Below are 21,894 nucleotides of genomic sequence, written 5' to 3'. Positions count from 1 at the left end.
CCCACGCTCGTCCGATCCACTCGTCAAGATCGGGCGCGAACTGCGGCCGCCCGCTGCGGACCCGGGACCGCGAAGCAGCGGCTAAGCAGTCCATGGACGGGTGGCCGCATCGGCGATCGTCTCCGCGTCGGCACGACGACATCCGTAGTACGCAGGCCCTGGACCGCGGAGCGCGCAGGGCCGGTATCTCCGGATCGTACGAGGTCACGGGCCGCTCATCGAGGGGCGCCCTCCGGTTCGAAGCCGGCGAGCATCTGCTCCAGTGCCTGCTGGTCGGGGCCGATGAACGGGTCCGCGCCCGGCGCGGCGGAGATGTTCTCGATCATTTGGGGGGCGAGGCCGACAGCGGGCGGCAGATGCGTGCTGAGCACGGCCTCGAGCGCCATCTCACGCAGGGGCCGCACCGTCGCCGCGTACTTCTCCTCGTCGATGTTGTGGATCCACGGGCTGTCGACGGTCGCCCACAGCAGCTGGTTCGCGCGCAGCTCGTCGTCCTTGACGTCGCCCGCGCTCGCCCCCTCGGCGAGGTCGGGGCTCGGCAGGACCGCGCCGAAGCAGTCGGAGCTGAAGCAGGTGGCCGACTTGGCGTCGTAGAAGCCCACAGTCGCCGGGTTGTCGAACAGCGGCGGGCGGAACCCCACCAGGGTGCGGTCGCCCACGTCGAGGGACTGTCCCGGGTTGAGCAGGAACACCCGGTCCATGGGCAGCGGGTGCTCGCAGGACATGATGCCCGCGCCCAGGAACGTGGTCACGACACGGGCCCGGGGCGCGGCGTCCAGGAGGGCGAAGAGTCCGCCGGTGTGGTCGCGGTCGGGGTGCGTGAGCCAGATCCAGCGCACGTCCTCGGGGTCGACGACGGAACCCAGCAGGTTGAGGAAGTTCCGGTCGGGCAGGCCGAGTCCGGTGTCGACGACGACCGGCTCGGTGGCGTGGAGCACGAAGGCGTTCACCGCGAGGAAGCCGAGGCCCGGCACCTCCAGGTGATCGTTGAGGACACTGATGTCGTGCCCGATTCTGTGAATGGCCATGGCTTCTCCGGGAACCCCCCGAGCGAACAGGGATCGGATCGCCGGCCGTCATGGCCCGCGTGCGCGCAGGCCCCGTGCCGGGCAGGCACGCCCCAGGGATGTCCGGCGGATCAGGGGCCGGGCAGCCCACCCCGGGCTGACGCCACTCCTGCTCTCAGTGTCCTCCCGGGGTGGCAGGGCCGCATGCGCCGCCCGTTACAGCTCGGGGTGGTCCTTGAGCTGTTCCTCGGCCTCGCGGACGAGCCCGGCGGGTGCCTCGGGCGCCTCTTCTGGGTGCCGGCCGGCCCACTTCGCCGCATAGGGGCACAGCGGTACGACCGGCACGCCATCCCGGGCTGCCATCGTGTAGAACTCGCGGACGAGCGCGCCCGCGAGGCCCTTGCCCTCGTGCCCCTGCTCGACGACGGTGTGCACGGCGACGAGCGCGGCGACGTCCCCGTTCAGTACGAAGTACTGGATGCGGCCGGCCACCTCCCCGTCCTCGTACGCCTCCAGGAGGCCGACGTGCCGGTTGTCACGGATCTCGGTTGATCCCACGTGCTGTGTCTCCTCGGTGGGTGGGGGCGGGGGCGCCGGGCCGACGGTCGCATCGGCGCGCGGCGTGATCAGACCACGGCGTGGGGGCTGCGGGCGGTGTCGCTGTCCGGCACGGGGGCGGACGCGTCGGATCCGAGAGCGACGATCCTGTTGCCGGCGTCGACATGCACGACGCTGGGCACGAGGGAGCGTGCCTCCGCGTCGTCGACCTGGGCATAGCTGATCAGGATCACCAGGTCACCGGGGTGGACGAGATGCGCGGCGGCGCCGTTGATGCCGATGACGCCACTGCCGCGCTCGCCCTCGATCACATAGGTCTCCAGGCGGGCACCGTTGGTGATGTCGACGATGTGGACGAGCTCGCCGGGCAGCAGATCGGCGGCGTCCATCAGATCGCGGTCGACGGTGACGGATCCGACATAGTGCAGGTTGGCCTGGGTCACAGTGGCCCGGTGGATCTTGGACTTGAACATGGTCCGAAGCATGCGAATACTCCCGTTCTGTCTGCTCCCTGCCCGCTTTCCGCAGGTCAAGGGCCGTCCCCGCAGCCTACAACGTCGCATGTTCGGTCGGCTTCCCCCAGTTTTCGAGGACTTGCCTGCCCCGCGAACGACTCCGCCGGGGCTTTGTCAGGTCGGTGCGGCGCCGGTCTCACGGCGCGATGTTGTGGTTGAGGCGGAACAGGTTCCCGGGGTCGTAGCGGCGCTTGACCTCGCGCAGCCGGTCGTAGTTCTGCCGGTAGTTGGCGCGCACCCGGTCCTGGTCGTCGTTGTCCATGAAGTTGACGTATCCCGCCTCCCCGGTGTGCGGGCGCAGCGCCGCGTCGTAGGCACGCGTCCAGGCGACGTTGTCCTCGGTGTCCGCGGGATCGGTGTAACTGGCGCCGAAGGCGTGGGAGAAGGCGGCGTCACGGTAGGCGAACGCGGTGTCCTGAGGGCCGACGCGGTGGCAGGCGCCGTCGATCGGGAAGAGCACGGTGTCGCTCTCCATCGAGGGGATCGTCGCGCCGTACGTCGCATGGACGTCGATGGCGCCGTCGGACAGCTCGCGGCTGAAGTTGCCCTTCCAGTAGTGGTACAGGCCGGGCGGCAGGTCCTCGTCGAACAGCGTGTTGATCACCGGGTACGGCATCCGGTCGAGGAACTCGCCGATGACGGGCCCGAGTCCGGCGAGCCGGGCGCGGATCGTGTCGTCCTCGTCGGTAGCGCCGCTGAAGCACGTCAGCACAGCGCAGACCGGGCGGCCGTGCCACCGCTCGGGCAGGAAGGGTGCCTGCGGTCCGAGGAGGAAGCCGAAGATCGCGTTGAACTCCTCGGGGGCGTCGGCGATCATGTCCCGCCAGCGGCGCGCCACCTCGGCGTCGAGGGGATAGAAGGTGGCGCCGCCGAGGATGATGTCCACCGGATGCAGCCGGTACACCAAGGACGTCACGACCCCGAAGTTGCCGCCCCCGCCGCGCAGCGCCCAGTAGAGGTCGCGATGGTGCTCGGCGTCGCAGGACACCAGCGTGCCGTCGGCGGTCACGACATCCGCGGCGAGCAGGTTGTCGCAGCTCAGGCCGCAGCGGCGGGCCAGGTGCCCCATGCCGCCACCGAGGGTGAGCCCGCCGATCCCGGTCGTGGAGACTGCCCCGCCGGTGGTGGCGAGCCCGAAGGCGTGTGTGGCGTGGTCGAAGTCGCCCCAGGTGCAGCCGCCTTCGGCGCGCGCGGTACGGGTCACCGGGTCCACCCGGACCCCGCGCATCCGGGACAGGTCCACGACCAGCCCGCCGTCGCAGGTGCCGTGCCCGGCCACGGCATGGCTGCCGCCGCGGACGGCGAGCGGCAGCGCATGGTCGCGTGCGAAGTGCACGGCGGCGATCACGTCACCGGCGTCGACGGCCCGGACGACGACGGCAGGGCGGCGGTCGTGGAGCGCGTTGTAGACGCGGCGCGCCGCGTCGTACGAGCGGTCGGCGGGCTCGACGACATCGCCGCGGACGGCGGCGTGCAGCGGCTCCAGAGTGGGGTCGGGAAGCTGTGCTCCGGGGGTGGTGAGCGTGGTCATGACGGCACCAGCTTTCGGATCCGGCAGGGGCGTCCCTTGTCTCACTCGTCCGTTGTAGGCCGTGGTGCCGTGGCGGGCATCGCGTGAAACGTCCACTTCGGCCGACAGCCGGACATGGGCAGAACAGCCCATGCGGGGGGCTCACCGGTCACCTGCGGATCAGGCCAGGCCGTGGGAGCAGGCGTAGGCGGTGGCGCCGGCGCGGGAGGTGACGTCCAGCTTCCCGTAGATGTTGTTCAGGTGCCGAGCGACGGTGTGTTCGCTGATCACCAGCTCCTGCGCGATGACCCGGTTGGTGCCGCCCGCCGCGAGCAGCCGCAGCACCTCGGCCTCCCGGCGGGTGAGTCCGCCGGGCAGCGTCGTCGGCTTACCGCTCAGCAGTGCGGCTGCCCGCCGGGCGTCCGGGGTGGCACCCAGTTCTTCGAAGGCGGCGCGGGCGGCCCGCAGTTCCAGCTGCGCAGCCTCGTCGTCGCCCGCCGCACGGTCCGCCGCGGCGAGCAGCATGCGTACCTGCGCGGCCTCGTACGGGATCCGCATCTCCAGCCAGCCGGCCAGCGCGCGCCGCAGCGGGCCGAGGGCCCGGTCCGGTGCCGCGCTCCCGTGTTCGGCGAGGGCGAGCGCCCCGCGTGCGGTGTCCGCGGTGGCACGGAGCAGGCTTGCGCCGGGAACGCGGGGACCGGTGGCGGCGAGTGCTTCGAGTTCGGCGACCGCGGCGGCGGCGCAGTCGCGGTCCCCGACGGCCAGCGCCACTTCGGTCTGCGCGGCCCGCAGTCGGGAGCGCCCCAGCAGACCGGCGGTGTCGCCCTGGCCGGCGAGGGCCAGCCGCAGACCGGTCATGGCGGCGTCCGCCTTCCCCTGGGCGAGGCGGAGCAGGGCGAGGCCGGGCTGCGGGGTGAAGCCGAGTTCGTGGGCGCGGGCGTAGGAGAGGGCGGCGGCGTCCAGCCTGCCGCGGCGGCGCTGGATCTCCCCGGCCGCGTAGTGGGCGGCCGCGGCGGCTTCGAGGCTGTCGGGCCACACCTCCCGGCAGACCTGTTCGGCCGCGGCGGCGGCCCTCCGCCAGGCGCCGAGCAGATCGAGCACCTCGACGTGGTGGAGGCGGCACAGTCCGCGGAAGGGGTTGTCGGTGGTGACGGTCTCCGCCGGTCCGGCTCCGTCGGGGGGCGGTGCGGTGTGCTGCGACCAGGGAACGGAACACCAGGCCATCGCCGCGTCCGTCCATTCGACGGCGCGCGCGAAGTCGGCCGCGGCCATGCACTGGGTGAGCGCGATGCAGTAGAGCCAGCCGGTGAACATGCCGTTGAGTTCCCCGGCGGTGACCGCGCACATCGTGTCGTCGAGCAGCGCAAGACCTTCGGCACGGCGGCCGTCGGCGAACAGCACCGCGGCATGCGCCTGGCGGCTCAGAGCGACGAGCTCCGGGCTGCCCGAGTCCTGGGCGATGCGCCGCATCCGGCGGGTAGCGGCGAGCGCGGCGTCGGTGTCACGGCCGACCCGGGCCTCCTCCGCGTCGGTCCAGGCGAGGAAGCACTGCTCGGGGCACTCCGGGTCGTTCTCCAGGTGGCCGCGCGCGCGGCGCAGCCAGCCCGCGGCCGCAGCCGGGCGTCCCAGGCCGCGGTACTCGAAATACAGCCACCAGGCGGTGCAGCCCGCGCTGCGGTTGTCGCCGGCCGCCGCGTAACCGGCGTGGGCCCGCAGCCGTGCCTCCACCGACTCCTCCACCCGGCCCACCCACCATGCGGCGTCGGCCAGGATGCCGAGATCTGCGGGGTCGAGCGAGCGGGGCGCACCGTCGAGTGCGCGCAGCAGGGCGTACGCCTCGGCCCAGGACTCCCGGGCCGCCGCGTCCCGCGCCCGCTCGAGCGAGGGGGCCGGCTGGACGGCCATGGCCGCTCCCTTCCCCTCCAGGATAGGAGCCCGGGGACCGGGGAACGCCCCCGCGTCGGATCACGACGGCATGCGCACAGCACTGAGCAGACAGCAGTCGGAAGGTGCCATGCCTCGGGCAGGCTGTCCGGCCATGCAGGTTCGTTGCGACTCAGGAACCGATCGCGTCCGCCGAGTTACCCACGGAAACATCTTTCCACGCGGACTCCCCTGCTCCACTATGAGTGCTGTTTCCGGCCAGTAACAACGGCGACGGCACGTTCCGCATGCCGGGCCGGCGCACCGACGGGCGGATGTGTGGACGGCCGGACGCGTCGGTCGCGCCATCAGTGGACGAGGGGTTCAGAGGGTGTCGAAGCTCCACAAGGCCGTTCCCGATCCCGTGAACGAGGATCCTGACTGCACCGCCCTGTCCGACGCGGACATCACCGAACGGATTCGTGCCGGCGCCCCCACCGCGTATCACGCCACTCAGGAGCTCAAGCGCCGCCACATCCCGGCGCTGCGCAGCTACGCCATGCTCTGCGGACGCAGCACACTCGCCGGAAACCAGCTCGCGGTGCAGGCCTTCGACCTCGCCACCCAGGAGGCCTGCCGGGGCATCGACCCCCAAGGGCCTTGGGGACACCATCTTCTGACGGCAGTTCACCGGGTGGGGCTCGCCTGGGCCGCCGGTGGCCGCCGGGCCAGGCTCGTGCCCGGATTCGCCGCATGGCTGGACGAGAACATCGATCTCTCCGAATCGTTCGAACCCGACTCCCCTCAGCCCCGGTTGCGGACGGCGTCCGCGATGCCGACCGGTTTCCACCGGCTGCCGGAGCTGACGAAGGGCGTCCTCTGGTACGCGGTGGTGGACGAGGAGCCCGACGCGACGGTCGCCGTCTTCACCGGCGTCCGCCCGGACCTCGTCCAGGAGGAGCGGGTCAAGGCGCAGGACGCCATGCGCCGGGCCTACATCCAGACGTCCCTGGAGCGTGGCGGCGACAGGAGGTGCATGGGGTTCCGCCGCATCATCGATGTCGCCACCCGGCCGGGGGACGGAAGGCGCAGCGACGACCTGACCGTCCATCTGGAGGAGTGCCCCAGCTGTGCCCGACTGGTCGCGGAACTGGCCTGGATGACGGACAACCCCCGGGCCGTGCTGGCCGAGGGCCTGCTCCGATGGGGCGGCGGGGCCTACGTCGTCCGTGGCCCCGTGCGCGGTCCGCTCGACGCCCTGCCGGCCCAGACGGACCCGTGGGCGAGCAGGGCCGCCCTGCCCGCGGTCCTTCCGTCCCAGGAGCGGCGCGCCAACAGGCCCCCGTGGAAGGACATCACGCGGCCGTCGCGGCTCGCCGTTGTCGTCGCGGTGGCGGTCGTGGCCGTCGTCGTCGGCACGCTGACGGTGACCTTTTCGACGGACTCCGCTCCGGCCGGCGACGAGGCCCGCACGCAGGACACCTCCGACCGCGAGGCGTGGCCACCGGCCGCCTCGCCCCTCCCCACGCCCTCGGCGAGCGCCACCGCCGCGCCGTCGAAAAAGCCCTCGGGATCGCCCGGTCCCACCACCTCGTCGCCCGAGCCGTCGCGCCCGGCCTCGCGGCCGCCTGCGCCCGCGCCGCCGAAGGCCGCCCCGCCCCGGGTGGTGCCGATCTCCGCCGGCGGCGGCTACACCCCCGTCGTCAACGGGGAGACCGGACTCTGTCTGGATGTTGCGGGCGGCGAGGACGCCGTGATGGAGAATCGCACCGACGTCGTCACGACCCCGTGCAACGGTTCCGCGACCCAGATGTGGCGGCTGGAGTCCGTCGGCGTCCTGCGCAACAGCGCCGACCCCGACTACTGCCTGGACTCGCGTGGCGCGACGGACCGCGGAGTCGGCATCTGGTCCTGCTCCTCGGTGTCCGGGAAGAACGGCCTCAACCTCCGCTTCACCAGTGACGGCGAGGGAGCCATCCGCCCTCTGATCGCACCCGACTTCGCGCTCGAACCGCTGGGCGGCTCCGCGGGAAGCGCGCTCGACTTCGACCCGGCGGACGGAGACAGCGACCAGCGCTGGACCGGCGGGCAGTGACCGCCGCGTCCGGCTCCCTGACGCGCTCCGAACGTCTTCTCGCGTTCCGGTGTGCCGAGGCCCGTCGGGCCCGGCACCGAGCCGGACCCGACGGGCGTTCGCGGTTGGGGTGTTCACTCATGTGCTGCCGTCACACGGGCAGCCGCCACACCTGATTCGCGTTGCCACTGCATGTCCAGATCTGCAGCCGTGTGCCGTCGGCCGGGTTCTGGCCCGTCACGTCGAGGCACCTGCCGGACTACGGGTTGCGCAGTGTTGTCACTGCCCGGGGAGCCACTCGTAGCGGTCCACTTGGCCGCCCGGGCCCGCATGCTGACGGGGCGTCACCATCCCCGCGGCCCCCTCCGTGCCCCGGCCGCATCGCGCCGAAGCCCCTCGGCACGACTCGCGCTTCCCCGAATTCCGGTTCCCGCCGCCACGGCGGAGCACTTGGGCGCTTGTCCCGGATGCCTGGGCGTACATCCCTGGCGGCCACGGGCAGATGCCACGGGCCGGCCGGGAGGTGTGCCCATCGAAAACCCTTCGAACCGCGTCTAGTTTCGATGCGTCAGGCACGAGATCACGAGTGCAGATGGCGAAGGGAATTCGATGAAGAAGGTCCACAGGACGGACGTGAAAGCGGAAGTCGTCAGGGAGCCGGGGGCGAAAGAGGCACTGCACAGGAAGCTCATCGACACCCCGGACGGCGCGGACCGGTTCGTCCTCACGGAATTCGAGCTCGCACCCAACGGTTCCACTCCGCCGCATTACCACGAGTGGGAACACGAAATTTACGTCATCGACGGCTCGATGGGCCTTGTCATGCCGGGCGAGAGCCGTACCGAGCAGGTGGGCCCCGGGGATGCCGTCTTCATCCCCCGCAACGAGCCGCACGGCTTTGTGACCGGCCCCGGCCAGTCGTGCCGGTTCCTGGTCGTGGCGCCGTGCGAGCGGCCGCCCGTGCGGAACTTCTTCCTCTCCGAGGACCCGTACGAGTACACGCAGCTTCCCGAGTACGCGAGTTCCCAGGAGGGCAAGTGACGACCGTATCCGTCCCCGTGACGCCGGAGGCCGGCACCGCCGACGACTCCTCCCGTGTGCACGGCATCCTGACTGCCTATCTGCAGTCGAAGGCCGTGTTCACCGCCCTCGACCTCGGCGTCTTCGAGAACCTCGAGAAGGGGCCGCTCACGATCGGCGAGCTCGCCGGCCGTCTCGGCCTCGAACAGCGTCCGACCCGCGCCCTGCTGGTCGCGCTGACCGGCCTGGACCTCGTCCGGCGTGACGGCGAGGCGTACGCGAACTCGGCCGAGACCTCCCGTTATCTGGTGGCCGGCCGGCCCGAGTACATGGGCGGTTTCGCCGAGCACCAGAACAAGCACTTCGCGCACTTCGACAAGCTCGCCGAAGCGGTGCGGGAGAACGCCTCCCTGAACCAGCGGGTGCTGAAGCAGGGGTACCGCGACCAGGGTGCGGCGGCGGGCGAGGGCCGCGAGGGCACGGCGCGGCTCATCCAGGCCATGCGCGTCAGTTCGCGTCTGCAGGCCGACAAGCTGGCCAAGGCCGCCCCGCTGGAGGGCGTCGACCACATCATCGACCTGGGCTGCGGCTCCGGTGACTACTCGATCGCGCTGGCCCGCCACAATCCGGGCCTCAAGGTGACGTCGCTCGACTACCCGGCGGTCATCGACCTCGTCCGCACGAACGTCGCGGACGCCGGGATCGGCGACCAGGTCACCCCGCACCCCGCGGACATCATGAACGACACGTGGCCCGAGAGCTCCACGGTGCTGCTGTCCCATGTGCTCGACGGCTACGGTCCCGAGCGCGCCTCGCACCTGATCAAGCGCATCCACGAGCACCTGCCCGAGGGCGGGCGGCTGCTGGTGCACGCGCACATGCCGTCGCTGGCCACCGGCCTGTTCCCGTACATGTTCGGGCTGATCCTCCTCGTCAACACCGAGGAGGGCGAGGTCCGGGACGACGAGGACATCATCGGCTGGGTCAAGGAAGCCGGCTTCCGCTCGGTGGAGACCAGCAACATCTCGTTGCTCTCCGGTCTCGTCGTGGCGACGAAGTAGGGGCTGTCGGTGACACGCGACACTCAGCGCGGCGTCCAGGGAAGCCCCGAGGCTTCCGCCCGGGCGCACGGAACCGCCGAGGCTGCCCCCGATGCCGGGCGCCGTCCGGATCCCGGTTCCCTGCTCGCGTTGAACTTCGGCTTCGCCCGCGCCCGGGTGCTCGGCACAGCCGTCGAACTGGGCGTGTTCACCGAACTCGCCGACGGCCCGCAGCCGGACGGGGCGCTCGCGTCGGTGCTGCACTGCGACACCGGCGCGCTCACCCGGCTGCTGAACGCCCTGGCGGATCTCGGCCTCGTCGCCGGGGACGGGGCCACCGGGCGCCGGCTCACGCCGCAGGCGGCGGAGTACCTCGTCCCGGGGCGGCCGGGACATCTCGGTGATCACTTCACCGAGGTGCTGGAGCAGTGGGACAACTGGGCACGTCTCACCGACGCGGTGCGCACAGGTGTCCGTGGGTCCCGGCTCGGGCCTCCCGGCGAACGCGGGCGCCACCCGGGCATGTTCGCCGGAGCGTTCCCGCTGGCGGCGCCGATGGCGGCCGCCGTGGTGGCGGACCTGCGGCTCACGCCCGCCGGCCGGGTGCTCGACTACACCGCGGGCAGCGGCGAGTGGGGCATCGCGCTCGCCGCCGCCGACCCGGCCGCCGAGGTGACCGCGCACGATGTGCCGGGGCTGCTGGAGGTGGCTCAGGGCAATGTGGCGAACACCCCGGCGGCCGGCCGGTTCCGCTTCGTGCCCGGGGACTTCGGACCGCGGCAGCCGTTTCCCGACGGCACGTTCGACACCGTCGTGATGGCCCACGCCGGGCGCTTCGCGGGGCCGGCCGAGACCGCGCGGATGATCGACGGCTGCGCCCGGATGCTGCGTCCGGGCGGAACGCTGGTGTTCGCCGACATCATGCGGGCCGGGCAGGGCGGTCCGCCGCTGCCCCGCGCGATGCTCGATCTCAGCCTGCTGGTGAACACCCGTCACGGCGGGCTCCGGGACCCTGCCGACTGCCGCGCTGCGATGGAGCAGTCCGGACTCGTGCCGAAACAGACCGTCACACGGGGGCTGGTCACGGCCCTGACAGGACAGAGGCGATGAATATGCGAGAAGTTGTGGTCACCGGGCTGGGAGTGGTCAGCCCGGCAGGCGTCGGAACAGAAGCCCTGTGGGACGTCGTGTCAGCAGGAAAGAGCGTCACCAAATCCCTTTCCGAGATCACGGTTTCGGATCTCTTCGGTTCTTTCGACTTCGTCTCCGACGCGATAGCGGAGGTCCCCGATTTCGAGGACCACATCCCGGCGCTGCCGCCCGAGGTGCAACGCCTGGACAGGTTTTCCCAGTTCGCCGTGGCGGCCGCGCTCCAGGCGCTGCGTGACGCCGGTCTGGACCCCGGGCAATACGCTCCGGAACGCGCCGGGATATCGCTGTCGACCGCCATTTGCGGAACCCCGATGATGGAGGAGGAGTTTCTCGCCGTCACCGACCGTGGCCGCAAGCCCATCGACCCCTCCTTGGCCGGCCGGGGCCTGTATCTGGCGTCCATGTCCAACACCCCCGGTGTCGTGCTCTCCGCGCTCCTGGCCGCGCAGGGGCCGTGCGTCACCCTGTCGACGGGCTGCATCGGAGGCATCGACGCCGTCGGTCATGCCTTCGAGGCCATCCGCCACGGCGAGGCCGATGTGATGATCGCCGGTGCGAGCGAGGCTCCCATCACGCCCGTCACCGTCGCGTCCTTCGAGATCATCAGTTGTCTGTCCCGTGCCTACGGTGACCGGCCCGAGGCCGCGTCCCGGCCGTACGACGCGGGGCGTGACGGTTTCGTGCTCGGCGAGGGCTGCGGCATCGTCGTCCTGGAGGAGAAGGAGCACGCGCTGCGGCGCGGCGCCACTCCGTACATGGAGATCTCCGGCTTCTCGCACACCTCCAACGCCGTGCACATGACGGACCTCCTCTCCGACGGAGCCGATCTCACCCGCGCAATGATTCAGGCCATGGAGCACGCGGGGGTGCGCCCCGAGGACATCGACCACGTCAGCTCGCACGGCAGCTCCACCCCGCAGAACGACACCTGCGAGACCAGTGCCCTCAAGCTCGCGCTCGGCGAACGCGCCCAGCAGATCCCGGTCAACTCGGCCAAGTCCATGCTCGGCCACGCCCTGTCGGCCGCGAGCGCCATGGAGATCGTGCTGACCGCGCTCGCCCACCGCAGGCACTTCGTGCACCCCACCGCCAACTACGAGACCCCCGACCCCACCTGCGACCTGGACTACGTGCCCGGCACGGGCAGGCCATGGCACGGCGACGCCGTCCTGAAGGACGCCAGCGGCTTCGCCGGCCTGCATGCGGCCATGGTCACCCGCGCGGTCCCGACGGCATCCGAGGAGGCCACCCGATGAGCGCGATCGTCATCACCGGCATCGGCGCGGTCACGCCGTCCGGCACCGGTGTGGACCCGCTGTGGGCGGACGTCCGCGACGGACAGCGGCGGATCACCGGCATCGACCGGTTCGACGCGGCCCACTACGCCTGTACCGCCGCCGGACAGGCCGACTTCTCGGCAGGCGACCACCTGCCCTCACGATTCGTGAAGCGCACCGACCGGTTCACCCATCTCGCGGTGCACGCCGTACGGCAGGCACTGGCCGACGCCGGTCTCACCGTCGGCGAGGACGTCCCGGCCGAGCGCACCGGCGTGATGGTCGGCAACGTCCTCGGCGGCTGGGAGTTCGCCGAGCGCGAGCTGCGCAAGCTGTGGACCGAGGGTCCTCGTGCGGTGAGCCCGTACCAGGCGACCGCCTGGTTCCCCGCGGCTCCGCAGGGCAACATCTGCATCGACCAGGGCATCAAGGGTCCGGCGCGCACCTTCGTGGCGGACCGGGCGAGTGGCGCGTACGCCCTGATCGGCGCCGCCGAGTCGCTGCAGCGCGGCCACGCGGACATGGTGATCGCCGGCGGCGTGGAGGCGCCTCTGTCGCCGTACGGCTGGCTGTGCCTGGAGACCAGCGGGCTGGGCGCCAAGTCCCGCGCGAATCTCGAACCGCACGAGCTGTACCGGCCGTTCGATGCCGGCCACGGCGGCAGCGTCTTCGCCGAGGGTGCCGTGTTCCTGATCATGGAGCGCCGTGAGACCGCGGAGGCGCGTGGCGCCGTCATCCACGGTGAGCTGGGCGGCTGGGGCGTCAGCACCGACGGCTACATGCCCTACTACACCGTCGAGCCGACGGGCGAGGTGCTGGGCCGTGCCATGACGACGGCGGTCGAGCGGGCCGGTGTCACGGCCGCCGACATCGGCGCCGTGTTCGCCCACGGCTCGGGCGTGCCGTTCGAGGACGTCACCGAGGGATACGCGCTGCGGGAGGCGTTCGGTGCGGACGCCGACCGGTTGCCCGTCACCGCGCCCAAGGCCGGGTTCGGTCATCTGCTGGGAGCCGCGGCACCCGCGGACGCGGTGCTGGCGCTGAGCGCGATGCGCGAGAGCCTGATCCCGCCGACGCCCAATCTCGACCGCCCGGCGCCGGGCATCGATCTCGACCTGGTGCGCGGCGAGGCACGCCGGGCCGACCGGTGGGAACACACCCTGGTCGTCTCCCGCGGCCTGGGAGGTGTCAACGCGTGTCTGCTGCTGCGGAGTTGAGTGCCTCAGTGGCCGACGAGGTGGCGCGCCGGATCGCCAACCCGTGGTCCGTGCCGCATCCGCCGAGGGCGCGGGAAGCGCTCGCTCCGGCCGGGGTGGGGGCCGTCGGGATCGATGTCGTCGACGTCGTCCGTCTGGAGACTCTGGTGTCCCGGCGCGGCGACCGGCTGGTCGCCCGGCTGCTCACCCCGACCGAACGCACCCTGTGCGCGGGCACGTCGACCGGATACCGGCTGAATTTCATCGCCGGCCGGCTCGCGGCCAAGGAGGCGGTCCGCAAGACGCTCACCGGATACGGCACACGGGCCGGCTGGCACGACGTGGAGATCACCCGCGGCGGCTCGGGCGAGCCGCTGCCGACGCTCACCGGCCGTGCCGAGGAGGCATTCCGGCTGGCCGGGCTCACGCGGCTCCATCTGAGCATCACGCATGACGCGGGTGTGGCGGTCGCGGTGGCCCTGGCGAGCTAGGCCTTGTCCGGGCCTGGGCGCCGGGCTCCCCCTCTCAGGGACCGGACCCGGGCCGGATCAGCGAAGGAAGCGAAGGAATGGAAGGACACATGGACACGGACATACGCCGGGAAGTCGTCTCGGTCATGTGCAAGGTCGGCTTCCAGGAGGACGAACTCCTCGACGGAGCACGGCTCGCCGAGGACCTGGACATCGACTCCACCGAGATGGTGGAGATCGTCGTGGCGCTGGAGGAGCACTTCGGCATCTCCATCGACGCGGACGCCGAGGGTACCTTCGGGACCCTCGCCGACCTGATCGCCTGTGTGACACGGCTGCGCTCCTCGGGCGTGCCCGCCGGTGTGGCCGCGACGGAGGGATGAGACGTTGCCCAGGATCGAGAACACCATCGACATCGCCGCGGACCCGCAGGACGTCTTCGGCATCATCAACGACATCGCCCGCTGGCCGGAGATCTTCAACGAGTACCACAAGGCGGTCGTCGTCTCGCAGGAGCGCGAGGGCCGTTGGACCGAGATCGTCTTCGAGCTGACCAACGAGGAGGGCAGCAGCTGGCGTTCGTGGCGGCTGGTGGACCACCGCGAACTGGTCGCGATCGCCGAACGGCGCGATCCGCTCTTCCCGTTCGGCTTCATGCACCTGAAGTGGACGTGCACGGCGATCCCGTCGGGGACGCGGATGACCTGGATCCAGGACTTCGAGCTGGACGAGAAGTTCACCGTCCCGCTGGACACCGTCCTGGAACGCATGCAGACGCACACCGTGGAGAACCAGGTCAACATCAAGGAAAAGATCGAATCGGGAGCCGTGAAGGCCGCCTGACGACCAGGGTGTCCGGGCCGACCGCCGGACACCTGGAGGGCCGTGCGGCTGCTCCCGCCCCAGCGGTGGGCAGCCGCTTCCCCCGCCGGCTCCCGAGCCACGCCATCCTCTTCCGCCAGGAGGCAGACCGCCATGCGTATCGCCGTCTCCGGATCGATCGCGACGGACCATCTGATGCATTTCCCCGGGCGTTTCACGGAGCAGCTCGTGGCCGGCCGGCTGCGTGTGCTGTCCCTGTCGTTCCTCGTGGACCGGATCGACATCCGCCGTGGCGGGGCCGGCGCCAATATCGCCTTCGGCCTCGGTGTTCTCGGGCTGACGCCGATCCTGGTCGGTGCGGCGGGCGCGGACTTCGACGACTACCGGAGCTGGCTCGAGCAGCACGGCGTGGACACCGGCTCGGTGACCGTGGTGCCGCACGAGCAGACGGCGCGGTTCGTCTGCACCACCGACGTCGAGCAGAACCAGATCGGCTCGTTCCACGCGGGCGCGATGCGCGCCGCGGCCGGTATCCCGCTGGGCCCGGTGGCCGAACGCGCCGGCGGGCTCGACCTCGTGGTCGTGTCGCCGAACGAACCGGAGGCGATGCTGCGGCACACCGAGGAGTGCCTGACGGCCGGGATTCCGTTCGCCGCCGATCCCTCGCAGCAGATCGCGAGCATGAGCCGCAGCGACGTCCAGTTCCTGATCGGCGGGGCCCGTTTCCTGTTCACCAACGAGTACGAGGCAGGGCTGCTGCAGGAACGGTCAGGCTGGGGCGCCCGGCGCATCCTGGACTGCGTCGGCACCTGGGTGACAACCCTGGGCGCCGACGGTGTGCTGCTCGAACGCGACGGTCACGAGCCCGTCGTGGTGCCCGCCGTGCCCGATGTGGTGGCGGCGGACGCGACGGGTGCGGGTGACGCGCTGCGCGCCGGGATGCTCGCGGGCATCGCACGCGGTCTGACACCGGAGGACGCCTGCCGTCTCGGTTGCGTCGTGGCGTCGCTGGCGCTGGAGACCGTGGGGACGCAGGAGTACGGCCCGGCGGCCGTGGGCGTCCTGGACCGGATCCGTGCCGTCTACGGCGACGGCCCGGCGACAGCGGGTGCCCTGGTCATGGCGGGTGCCGCATGAGCCGGCGCCGTACTCTGCGGCCCGGCCCGCTGGCGGTTCCGCTGGTGGTGGCGGGCATCGTGCCCACCGTGCTGGGACTGTGGCTGCCCGGCCCCGCCGTGCCGCTGACCCGTGCCGTCGCACTCCCCGCCGGGATCTTGCTGGTGCTGCTGGGCGCCTGGATGACGGCGTTCGCTGTGGACCGGGTCTATCTGCGGCAGTCCACCCCGCTGGGGGATCTGCCGCCGGACCATCTGGTCACCGACGGCTGGTACCGGGTCGTCAGAAACCCGATGGCGGCCGGAATGACGCTCGTTCTGGTCGGCGAGGCCCTGCTGTGGCCCGCGCCTTCCGTCGCCCTCTGGGCCGCCGTGGTGCTCACCGTGTCGTACGTGGCCGCGGTCCGGGTCGAGGAACCGAGTCTGCTGGAGGCCTTCGGCGAGGAGTACGCCCGCTACCGGCGTTCCGTGCCCGCATGGCTTCCCTCCGTGCGCCCGGGGCGGACCCGGGCCGACGCATCCGGTGCCCGCACCGGCCCGCCCGCGAACGACACACCTGCGAACGAGGTTCGACCGTGACGACGAACAGCTCGGGCTCCGGCCCTGTCTACACCGATCTGAGCATTCCGGTGCGCCGCCGTGCTCCCGGCGTGCAGTTCGAGCAGTGGCTGCACCGGGAGGGCGTCGGGATTCTCTCCCGTCGTATCCGTGCGCTGCCCGGGGACACCCGGCGCGACCGGGTTGTCAACTATCTGCGCTGGCTGTCCGGACGCCGACGGCTGCGCGAGCGGGACGTACCCGGCGGCTGCTTCCTCTCCAACGAGTTCTACCGGATGTCCGTGCACCAGGGCACCCATGTGGACGCACCGTTCCACTACGGGCCGACGTGCGAGGGGCAGCCCGCGAAGAAGGTGATGGACCTGCCGCTGGAGTGGTTCTGCGGCCCGGGGCTCGTCCTGGACGTGCGCGAGTGCGGGGGAACGGTCACCGAACGGGACGTCAAGGAGGCGCTGCAGCGTTCCGGGGCGCAGCCGGGGCCGGGGACCGTGGTGCTCTTCCGCACGGACTCCGACCTCCGGCTCGGCAGTCCCGCGTACTACACCGAGTCCACCGCGATCACCCCGGAAGCGGTCGACCATCTGCTCGACCTCGGCGTGAAGGTGCTGGGCACCGACTGCTGGAGTTTCGACGGGCCGGCCCGGGCGATGGTGGAGAAGTTCTTCGGCACGGGCGACTCGTCGGCGCTGTGGCCGGCGCACATGCACGGCAGGGAGCGGGAGTTCATCCAGATAGAGGGCCTCGGCGGCCTGCGCCATGTGCCCGAGGGGCCGTTCACGTTCATGGCATTCCCCATCGCGCTGGCCGACGCGGGAGCGGCATGGTGCCGCGCGGTCGCCCGTACCGACGGCTGAAGGAGCTTCCCGTGACTGTGCAACCCACCGCCCATCTGCTGCCGCTCGCTGCCCGGACCCCGGCGGACCTCGCCGAACTCGCGCGCGGGACGGTGGCCCTGCTCACCCGCCTCGAGGACCGGTCGCCCCGCGCGCTGTGCGCCGACGCGCTCGAGGCCGTCGAGCCCGGGGCCCGGCACCGGCTCGCGGTGACCGGGCACAGCGCCGCCGAACTGGCCGGCCGTCTGTCGGCGCATCTGGACGGCGGACATGTCCGCGAGGTGTCCGCCGGGGTGGCCGCGGAGGAGCCGTCGAGGATCGCGTTCCTCTGCAGCGGTCAGGGCGCGCAGTTCGCCGGCATGGGGATGGATCTGTTCCGGACCGAACCTGTCTACCGTGCCGCCTTCGACCGCTGCGCACAGGCCGCGGCCCCGTACGTCAAGATGCCCCTTGCCGAGCTGCTCGACGCGGGAGCCCACACGGGCCCCGAGATCCACCGCCTTCCGCACGCGGCGCTCGCCACGTTCGCGGTCGGCTGCGGTCTGGCCGCGCTGTGGCGGGAACGGGGCGTGGAGCCGGACGCCGTGATGGGCTTCAGCTCCGGCGAGTACCTGGCGGCACACATGGCCGGCGCCCTCACGCTCGAGGACGCGGTCACGCTGGTGGCCGCCGAGACGACGCTGGCCGCGCGGGTCGACGACGGTGCGATGTGTGTGGTGGGCGCCGGGGAGGACGTCGTCCTCGGGGTGCTCGCGGAGCTCGCCGGCCAGGCTCCGCAGGTGGGGGTGGCCGCCGTCCTCTCCCCCGACGACGTCTCGCTGTCCGGTTCGGCCGCCGAACTGGCCGTGGTCGTGGAGCGGCTGACGGCTCTGGGAGTGCGGACGTCCTCCCTTCCCGTGCCGCAAGGGCTGCACTCCCCGCTCCAGGAGCCGTTCCTCGACGAACTGCGGGCCGTGGCGGCCGGGGTGCGGGTGTCCGCGCCGCGCGTGGAGATGATCTCCACAGTGACTGGGAAGAGTTCCGGCCACGACGCACTGGACGATCCGGATCACTGGAGCGCTCATATGCGCGGCCCGGTGCGTTTCGACGCCGGGATCCGGACACTGGACGCACTCGGTGCCACGGTCTTCGTGGAGATCGGTCCCGGCCGGGCACTCACCGGTCTCGGCCCGCGTTGCCTGCCCGGCGGGGACCGGGTGTGGATCGCGTCGATGGGCCGCAGTACGGACGGCGCCGAGGCGATGCTGCGCGGGCTCGGGAGGCTTTTCACCGCGGGTGCGCCGATACGTCCCTGAGGGCGGGCGAATGTCCGCACGGACACATGAAGCGACGGCCGGCAACGAGGCAACCGGCCGGTAATGCGGCCAACCGGCGCTACACTTACCGATAATGAGACAGGAAAGAAATGGCCGCCCGACACCCGGCCGGCCGCGCAGTGAGGACGTTTCCCGGGTAATCGTGGGCTCTGCACTGCAACTGCTGCGGGAGCGCGGTCCGCAGGGTGTCACGATGGAGGCTGTCGCGCTCCATTCCGGTTGCGCGAAGACGACGATCTACCGCCGTTATCGCAACCGTTACGAACTTCTCCGCGCCTCGCTCGGCTTCGTCGAGGGAATTCCGGAACCTCCGACGGACCTTTCCACCAGGCAGCGTCTCCGTTTCCTTCTCGGGCAATTCCGTCAGGGCCTCGAAGAAGTCGTGGGGCTGCGCGCACTGGCCGCTCTCCTGCGCGGCGACGAGGACGATCCGGAATTCTCCCGTGCGTTCCGTGAGAGCGTGCTGCAGCCCCGGATCGATGTACTGCTGGCGGCTCTCCAGGAGGGGATCGCCGACGGCGATCTCCGGCCGGAAATCGACTGCCCCACGGTGGTGAGCATGCTGGCCGGATCTTTCATCGCCCGCTCGGCGATGCAGGGAACCGTGCCCGCCGACTGGGCGGACACGGTTCTCGACACGCTGTGGCCCGCTGTCGCGGCGTGATGCGACGGCGGGGCGGCGTCAGGTCCCGGTGCGGCGTCCCGCTCCCGCGCCGGCCCCGGCCGTGGCCGGCCCGATGTGCTCGGGGCGCAGGCCGACGCCGATGAACCAGGCGGTCCATTTGTTCAGGAACGAGAAGCGCCGCACCACCCGTGCCGCGAACGGCCGCTCGACGGTGGCCTGCCGGTTCTTGGGGTACAGGTCGGCGAGCATGTGGACCTGGGCCAACTGGACTGCCCGTACGGGCAGTTCACGACGGCGCTGCACCTTGTGCAGATCGCGCCGGTCGGGAGCGCGCCCCGCTCGCAGCACAGGTCCGAGGATTCGGGCGGCGGCGACGGCGTCCTGGACGGCCAGGTTGATGCCCACGCCGCCGGCCGGGGACATCGCGTGCGCCGCGTCCCCGATGCACAGCAGACCGGGACGGTGCCAGGTGCGCAGCCGGTCGACGCGCACGGTGAGCAGCTTCACGTCGTCCCAGCCGGTGATCTCCTCGGACATCCGTGCGCCGAGACCGGCGTTGACGGCGCTCACGTCGTCGCGCAGCCGCTCTATTCCCTCGTCGCGCACCGTCTCGTAGGCGCCCTGGGGAATGACGTAGGCCATCTGCCAGTACGTACCGCGGTCGATGGTGATCAGCACGAAGCCGGCGCCGGTGTGCAGGAACGTCAGCTGTTCGTCGGGCTTCCGGCTGAGCCGGAACCACAGCACGTCCATCGGCGCCTGGCTGACGGACGGCTGGAGGCCCGCCGATGCGCGCATGGCCGAGTGCCGGCCGTCCGCGGCGATCACGACGTCCGCGCGCAGTTCCAGCGGACCGTTCGGGGTCGTGGCCCGCACGCCGAGGACTTCGTCGCCCTCGCGGACCAGCTCGGTCGCCTCCGCGTTCTGGATCAGCCGGAAGCCGGGGTACTGGCTGCCCTTCCTGGCCAGGAAGTCGAGGACGTCCCACTGCGGCATGAAGGCGATGTACGGGTGCTTGCCGCCGATCTTGGAGAAGTCCGCGAAGTCCGTGCGCCCGGCGGGGGTTTCCACGCTGATGGTGGTCACCTTGCTGTGCGGCAGGGTCAGGAACTCGTCGATCCAGCCGAGTTCCTCGATCAGCCGGAGCGTCGACGGATGGACCGTGTCCCCGCGGAAGTCCCGCAAGAAGTCGCCGTGTTTCTCCAGTACGACGACCTCGACGCCCTGCCTGGCGAGCAGCAGGCCTGCCATCATGCCGGCAGGACCTCCGCCCACGACGACGCAGCGAGTGTATTCGGTGTGCACCGCGATGACTCCTGAGAGTGGGAGGTAGAGGAGCCGCCGCCCGGTGGCCGGGCGCGCGGCTCCCGGACTACGCGCAGCCGTGACGAGGGTCAGTGACCGGCGACGGCGGCCATCTGTGCCGTCTCGCCGCTCATCTGCATGTCACGGCTTCTGATCAACGGAAGGACCGCCACGGCGCCGGCGAAGGCGACGACCGCGGCGAAGACGAGGATCGAGTTCAGCCCGTCGATGAAGCCCGCCTGGGCGGCCTGGGCGAAGATTCCCCGTTCCTGGGGCGGCAGTTGCCCCACGGCCTTGCCCATCTGTCCCGAGGACACGGCGTGGGCGAGGCCGTCGGCGCGGTCGGCGAGCGGAGTGCCGGCCAGGGCACTCGAGACGGAGTCCTTCACCCGCTCGGCGAACACGGCGCCCATGACGGCCACTCCGAGCGCGATGCCCAGGGACCGGAAGGTGTTGTTGAGACCGGAGGCCACGCCGGACCGCTCGGAGTCGACCGCACCCATCGCCGCCGCGACGACGTTGGGGTTGACGAGGCCGACACCGAGGCCGGTGACCAACTGACCGGCCAGCAGCGCCGTCCAGTCGTCGGAGGTCTCCAGGCCGCCCATCAGGAGCAGCCCGGCGCCGATGAGGGCCAGTCCGCCGGAGACCAGCCAGCGGGCGGGCACGACCGATCCGGCCCGCGCCGCGAGCGCCGAGGCGACGAAGATCGACAGCGTGAGGGGCAGCAGCCGCAGTCCGGCCTCCAGGGGCTCCAGGCCGAGCACCGTCTGCAGATAGAGCGTGAGATACAGCAGCAGGGCGAAGGCGGTGGAGCTCATCGCGAGCACCCCGAGGCTGGCGCCGGTGGTGGTAATGCGCCCGAAGACGACGCCGGGCAGCATCGGGTTGCTGCGGGTCCGTTCGATCCACACGAACAGCACCAGGGCCACCACGGCGACGATGAACGCCGTGACGACCTGAGTGCTGCTCCAGCCCGCCTCGTTGGCGCGCAGAAGCGCGAACGAGAGCGCACCCAGGGCGGTGCTGAGCGTGAGGAATCCGGGCCAGTCGACACGGCCGGACACCTGCGCCCGGGACTCCGCCATCCGGGTGAGCGCCCCGATCAGGGCGAGCACGCCGATCGGCAGGTTGACCAGGAAGATCCAGCGCCAGCCGATGGCCTCCACCAGGACGCCGCCGGCCAGCGGACCGACCGCGAGGGCCGCGCCGCTGACGGCACCCCAGACGGCGAGCGCCAGATGCCGTTCCTTGTTGCCGGGATAGGCGGCGGCGAGCAGGGCCAGCGAGGTGGCCAGCAGCGCCGCCGCACCCAGCCCCTGAAGAACGCGGGCAGCGTTGAGGAACAGCGGATCGCCCGCTATGCCGCACAACAGGGAGGCGACCGTGAACAGCGCCATGCCGACGGCGAAGACCGCCCGCCGGCCGAACCTGTCGGCAAGCGACCCCGCCGTCAGCAGCGCCGCCGACAGGGCGACCGCGTATGCGGCGACCACCCACTGCAGATCACTGAGCGAGGCGTCCAGCGCCTCCTCGATGTCGGGAAGGGCGATGTTCACGATCGTGACGTCGAGCAACAGCATGAAGCTGCCGACGCACACCAGTACGAGGGTCCACCAGCGGCTGCCGGTCATGGGG

At 71.3% G+C, this 21,894-nt stretch carries 21 protein-coding genes and 1 pseudogene; 14 read left to right on the top strand and 8 right to left on the bottom strand.

Annotation, left to right across the window (positions count from 1 at the left end; translation table 11 throughout):
• Positions 1–215: 215 nt before the first annotated feature.
• The 5 genes from AC067Z_RS16725 to AC067Z_RS16705 form a co-directional block, all read right to left on the bottom strand.
• The gene (locus AC067Z_RS16725; protein ID WP_478790255.1) at positions 216–1,028 is read right to left on the bottom strand and encodes an MBL fold metallo-hydrolase; all 813 of its coding nucleotides are present in this window, start codon (positions 1,026–1,028) and stop codon (positions 216–218) included.
• Positions 1,029–1,223: 195 nt separating this feature from the next.
• A complete protein-coding gene (locus tag AC067Z_RS16720) occupies positions 1,224–1,565 on the bottom strand; it encodes a GNAT family N-acetyltransferase (RefSeq protein WP_478790254.1) in 342 nt (113 codons plus the stop codon).
• Positions 1,566–1,633: 68 nt separating this feature from the next.
• Positions 1,634–2,050, bottom strand: coding sequence for an aspartate 1-decarboxylase (gene panD, locus AC067Z_RS16715; RefSeq protein ID WP_478790253.1), 417 nt, complete (start codon positions 2,048–2,050; stop codon positions 1,634–1,636).
• A gap of 166 nt (positions 2,051–2,216) precedes the next feature.
• On the bottom strand, positions 2,217–3,611 hold the full coding sequence (locus AC067Z_RS16710; RefSeq protein ID WP_478790252.1) for an FAD-binding oxidoreductase: 1,395 nt from the start codon (positions 3,609–3,611) through the stop codon (positions 2,217–2,219).
• Between the two features lie 159 nt (positions 3,612–3,770).
• Entirely contained in the window at positions 3,771–5,495 is a 1,725-nt protein-coding gene (locus AC067Z_RS16705; protein WP_478790251.1) for a LuxR C-terminal-related transcriptional regulator, read from the bottom strand.
• A 349-nt stretch (positions 5,496–5,844) separates the two neighbouring features.
• Between AC067Z_RS16705 and AC067Z_RS16700 the strand changes: the two genes are divergently transcribed.
• On the top strand, positions 5,845–7,548 hold the full coding sequence (locus AC067Z_RS16700) for a ricin-type beta-trefoil lectin domain protein (RefSeq protein ID WP_478790250.1): 1,704 nt from the start codon (positions 5,845–5,847) through the stop codon (positions 7,546–7,548).
• A gap of 130 nt (positions 7,549–7,678) precedes the next feature.
• Here AC067Z_RS16700 and AC067Z_RS16695 read toward each other — a convergent pair.
• Positions 7,679–7,774 (bottom strand): annotated as a pseudogene (locus AC067Z_RS16695) (RICIN domain-containing protein); the annotation flags it as partial.
• 362 nt (positions 7,775–8,136) lie between these two features.
• On the opposite strand from AC067Z_RS16695, the gene AC067Z_RS16690 reads away from it, so the two are divergent.
• The 13 genes from AC067Z_RS16690 (at position 8,137) to AC067Z_RS16630 (ending at position 18,990) form a co-directional block, all read left to right on the top strand.
• Complete coding sequence (locus AC067Z_RS16690) at positions 8,137–8,568, top strand: cupin domain-containing protein (RefSeq protein ID WP_478790249.1); 432 nt, start codon at positions 8,137–8,139, stop codon at positions 8,566–8,568.
• Positions 8,565–9,608 (top strand): methyltransferase, encoded by a 1,044-nt coding sequence (locus AC067Z_RS16685; RefSeq protein ID WP_478790248.1) that lies wholly within the window; start codon positions 8,565–8,567, stop codon positions 9,606–9,608. Before AC067Z_RS16690 ends, AC067Z_RS16685 begins: the two co-directional genes overlap by 4 nt.
• 9 nt (positions 9,609–9,617) lie before the next feature.
• A complete protein-coding gene (locus AC067Z_RS16680) occupies positions 9,618–10,697 on the top strand; it encodes a methyltransferase domain-containing protein (protein WP_478790247.1) in 1,080 nt (359 codons plus the stop codon).
• Positions 10,698–10,699: 2 nt separating this feature from the next.
• A complete protein-coding gene (locus AC067Z_RS16675) occupies positions 10,700–11,995 on the top strand; it encodes a beta-ketoacyl-[acyl-carrier-protein] synthase family protein (RefSeq protein WP_478790246.1) in 1,296 nt (431 codons plus the stop codon).
• Positions 11,992–13,233, top strand: coding sequence for a beta-ketoacyl-[acyl-carrier-protein] synthase family protein (locus tag AC067Z_RS16670; RefSeq protein ID WP_478790245.1), 1,242 nt, complete (start codon positions 11,992–11,994; stop codon positions 13,231–13,233). Before AC067Z_RS16675 ends, AC067Z_RS16670 begins: the two co-directional genes overlap by 4 nt.
• Positions 13,212–13,703, top strand: a complete 492-nt coding sequence (gene acpS / locus AC067Z_RS16665; protein ID WP_478790244.1) for a holo-ACP synthase — start codon at positions 13,212–13,214, stop codon at positions 13,701–13,703. Before AC067Z_RS16670 ends, acpS begins: the two co-directional genes overlap by 22 nt.
• An 89-nt stretch (positions 13,704–13,792) precedes the next feature.
• Positions 13,793–14,065 (top strand): acyl carrier protein, encoded by a 273-nt coding sequence (locus tag AC067Z_RS16660; protein WP_478790243.1) that lies wholly within the window; start codon positions 13,793–13,795, stop codon positions 14,063–14,065.
• Between the two features lie 4 nt (positions 14,066–14,069).
• Positions 14,070–14,525, top strand: coding sequence for an SRPBCC family protein (locus AC067Z_RS16655; RefSeq protein WP_478790242.1), 456 nt, complete (start codon positions 14,070–14,072; stop codon positions 14,523–14,525).
• A gap of 132 nt (positions 14,526–14,657) precedes the next feature.
• Complete coding sequence (locus tag AC067Z_RS16650; protein ID WP_478790241.1) at positions 14,658–15,641, top strand: PfkB family carbohydrate kinase; 984 nt, start codon at positions 14,658–14,660, stop codon at positions 15,639–15,641.
• The gene (locus tag AC067Z_RS16645; protein ID WP_478790240.1) at positions 15,638–16,198 is read left to right on the top strand and encodes a methyltransferase family protein; all 561 of its coding nucleotides are present in this window, start codon (positions 15,638–15,640) and stop codon (positions 16,196–16,198) included. The genes AC067Z_RS16650 and AC067Z_RS16645 overlap by 4 nt, the downstream gene beginning before the upstream one ends.
• The gene (locus AC067Z_RS16640) at positions 16,195–17,031 is read left to right on the top strand and encodes a cyclase family protein (protein ID WP_478790239.1); all 837 of its coding nucleotides are present in this window, start codon (positions 16,195–16,197) and stop codon (positions 17,029–17,031) included. The genes AC067Z_RS16645 and AC067Z_RS16640 overlap by 4 nt, the downstream gene beginning before the upstream one ends.
• 11 nt (positions 17,032–17,042) lie before the next feature.
• Entirely contained in the window at positions 17,043–18,305 is a 1,263-nt protein-coding gene (locus AC067Z_RS16635; protein ID WP_478790238.1) for an acyltransferase domain-containing protein, read from the top strand.
• Positions 18,306–18,468: 163 nt separating this feature from the next.
• Positions 18,469–18,990 (top strand): TetR/AcrR family transcriptional regulator, encoded by a 522-nt coding sequence (locus AC067Z_RS16630; protein WP_478790237.1) that lies wholly within the window; start codon positions 18,469–18,471, stop codon positions 18,988–18,990.
• Positions 18,991–19,008: 18 nt separating this feature from the next.
• Here AC067Z_RS16630 and AC067Z_RS16625 read toward each other — a convergent pair whose 3' ends face one another.
• Entirely contained in the window at positions 19,009–20,256 is a 1,248-nt protein-coding gene (locus tag AC067Z_RS16625; protein WP_478790236.1) for an FAD-dependent oxidoreductase, read from the bottom strand.
• A gap of 89 nt (positions 20,257–20,345) precedes the next feature.
• Entirely contained in the window at positions 20,346–21,890 is a 1,545-nt protein-coding gene (locus tag AC067Z_RS16620; protein ID WP_478790235.1) for an MFS transporter, read from the bottom strand.
• Positions 21,891–21,894: the final 4 nt, after the last annotated feature.

Source organism: Streptomyces sp. NPDC043812, from assembly GCF_056436245.1.
Note: the sequence above shows the minus strand (reverse complement) of the source record. Positions and strands in the feature narration are given on the sequence as shown.

Bases quoted from the DNA above. Each gene is read 5' to 3' on its own strand.
- AC067Z_RS16675 (WP_478790246.1), top strand. From the start codon at position 10,700: ATGCGAGAAGTTGTGGTCACCGGGCTGGGAGTGGTCAGCCCGGCAGGC.
- AC067Z_RS16690 (WP_478790249.1), top strand. From the start codon at position 8,137: ATGAAGAAGGTCCACAGGACGGACGTGAAAGCGGAAGTCGTCAGGGAG.
- AC067Z_RS16705 (WP_478790251.1), bottom strand. From the start codon at position 5,495: ATGGCCGTCCAGCCGGCCCCCTCGCTCGAGCGGGCGCGGGACGCGGCG.
- panD (WP_478790253.1), bottom strand. From the start codon at position 2,050: ATGCTTCGGACCATGTTCAAGTCCAAGATCCACCGGGCCACTGTGACC.
- AC067Z_RS16620 (WP_478790235.1), bottom strand. From the start codon at position 21,890: ATGACCGGCAGCCGCTGGTGGACCCTCGTACTGGTGTGCGTCGGCAGC.
- AC067Z_RS16710 (WP_478790252.1), bottom strand. From the start codon at position 3,611: ATGACCACGCTCACCACCCCCGGAGCACAGCTTCCCGACCCCACTCTG.
- AC067Z_RS16660 (WP_478790243.1), top strand. From the start codon at position 13,793: ATGGACACGGACATACGCCGGGAAGTCGTCTCGGTCATGTGCAAGGTC.
- AC067Z_RS16650 (WP_478790241.1), top strand. From the start codon at position 14,658: ATGCGTATCGCCGTCTCCGGATCGATCGCGACGGACCATCTGATGCAT.
- AC067Z_RS16645 (WP_478790240.1), top strand. From the start codon at position 15,638: ATGAGCCGGCGCCGTACTCTGCGGCCCGGCCCGCTGGCGGTTCCGCTG.
- AC067Z_RS16670 (WP_478790245.1), top strand. From the start codon at position 11,992: ATGAGCGCGATCGTCATCACCGGCATCGGCGCGGTCACGCCGTCCGGC.
- AC067Z_RS16725 (WP_478790255.1), bottom strand. From the start codon at position 1,028: ATGGCCATTCACAGAATCGGGCACGACATCAGTGTCCTCAACGATCAC.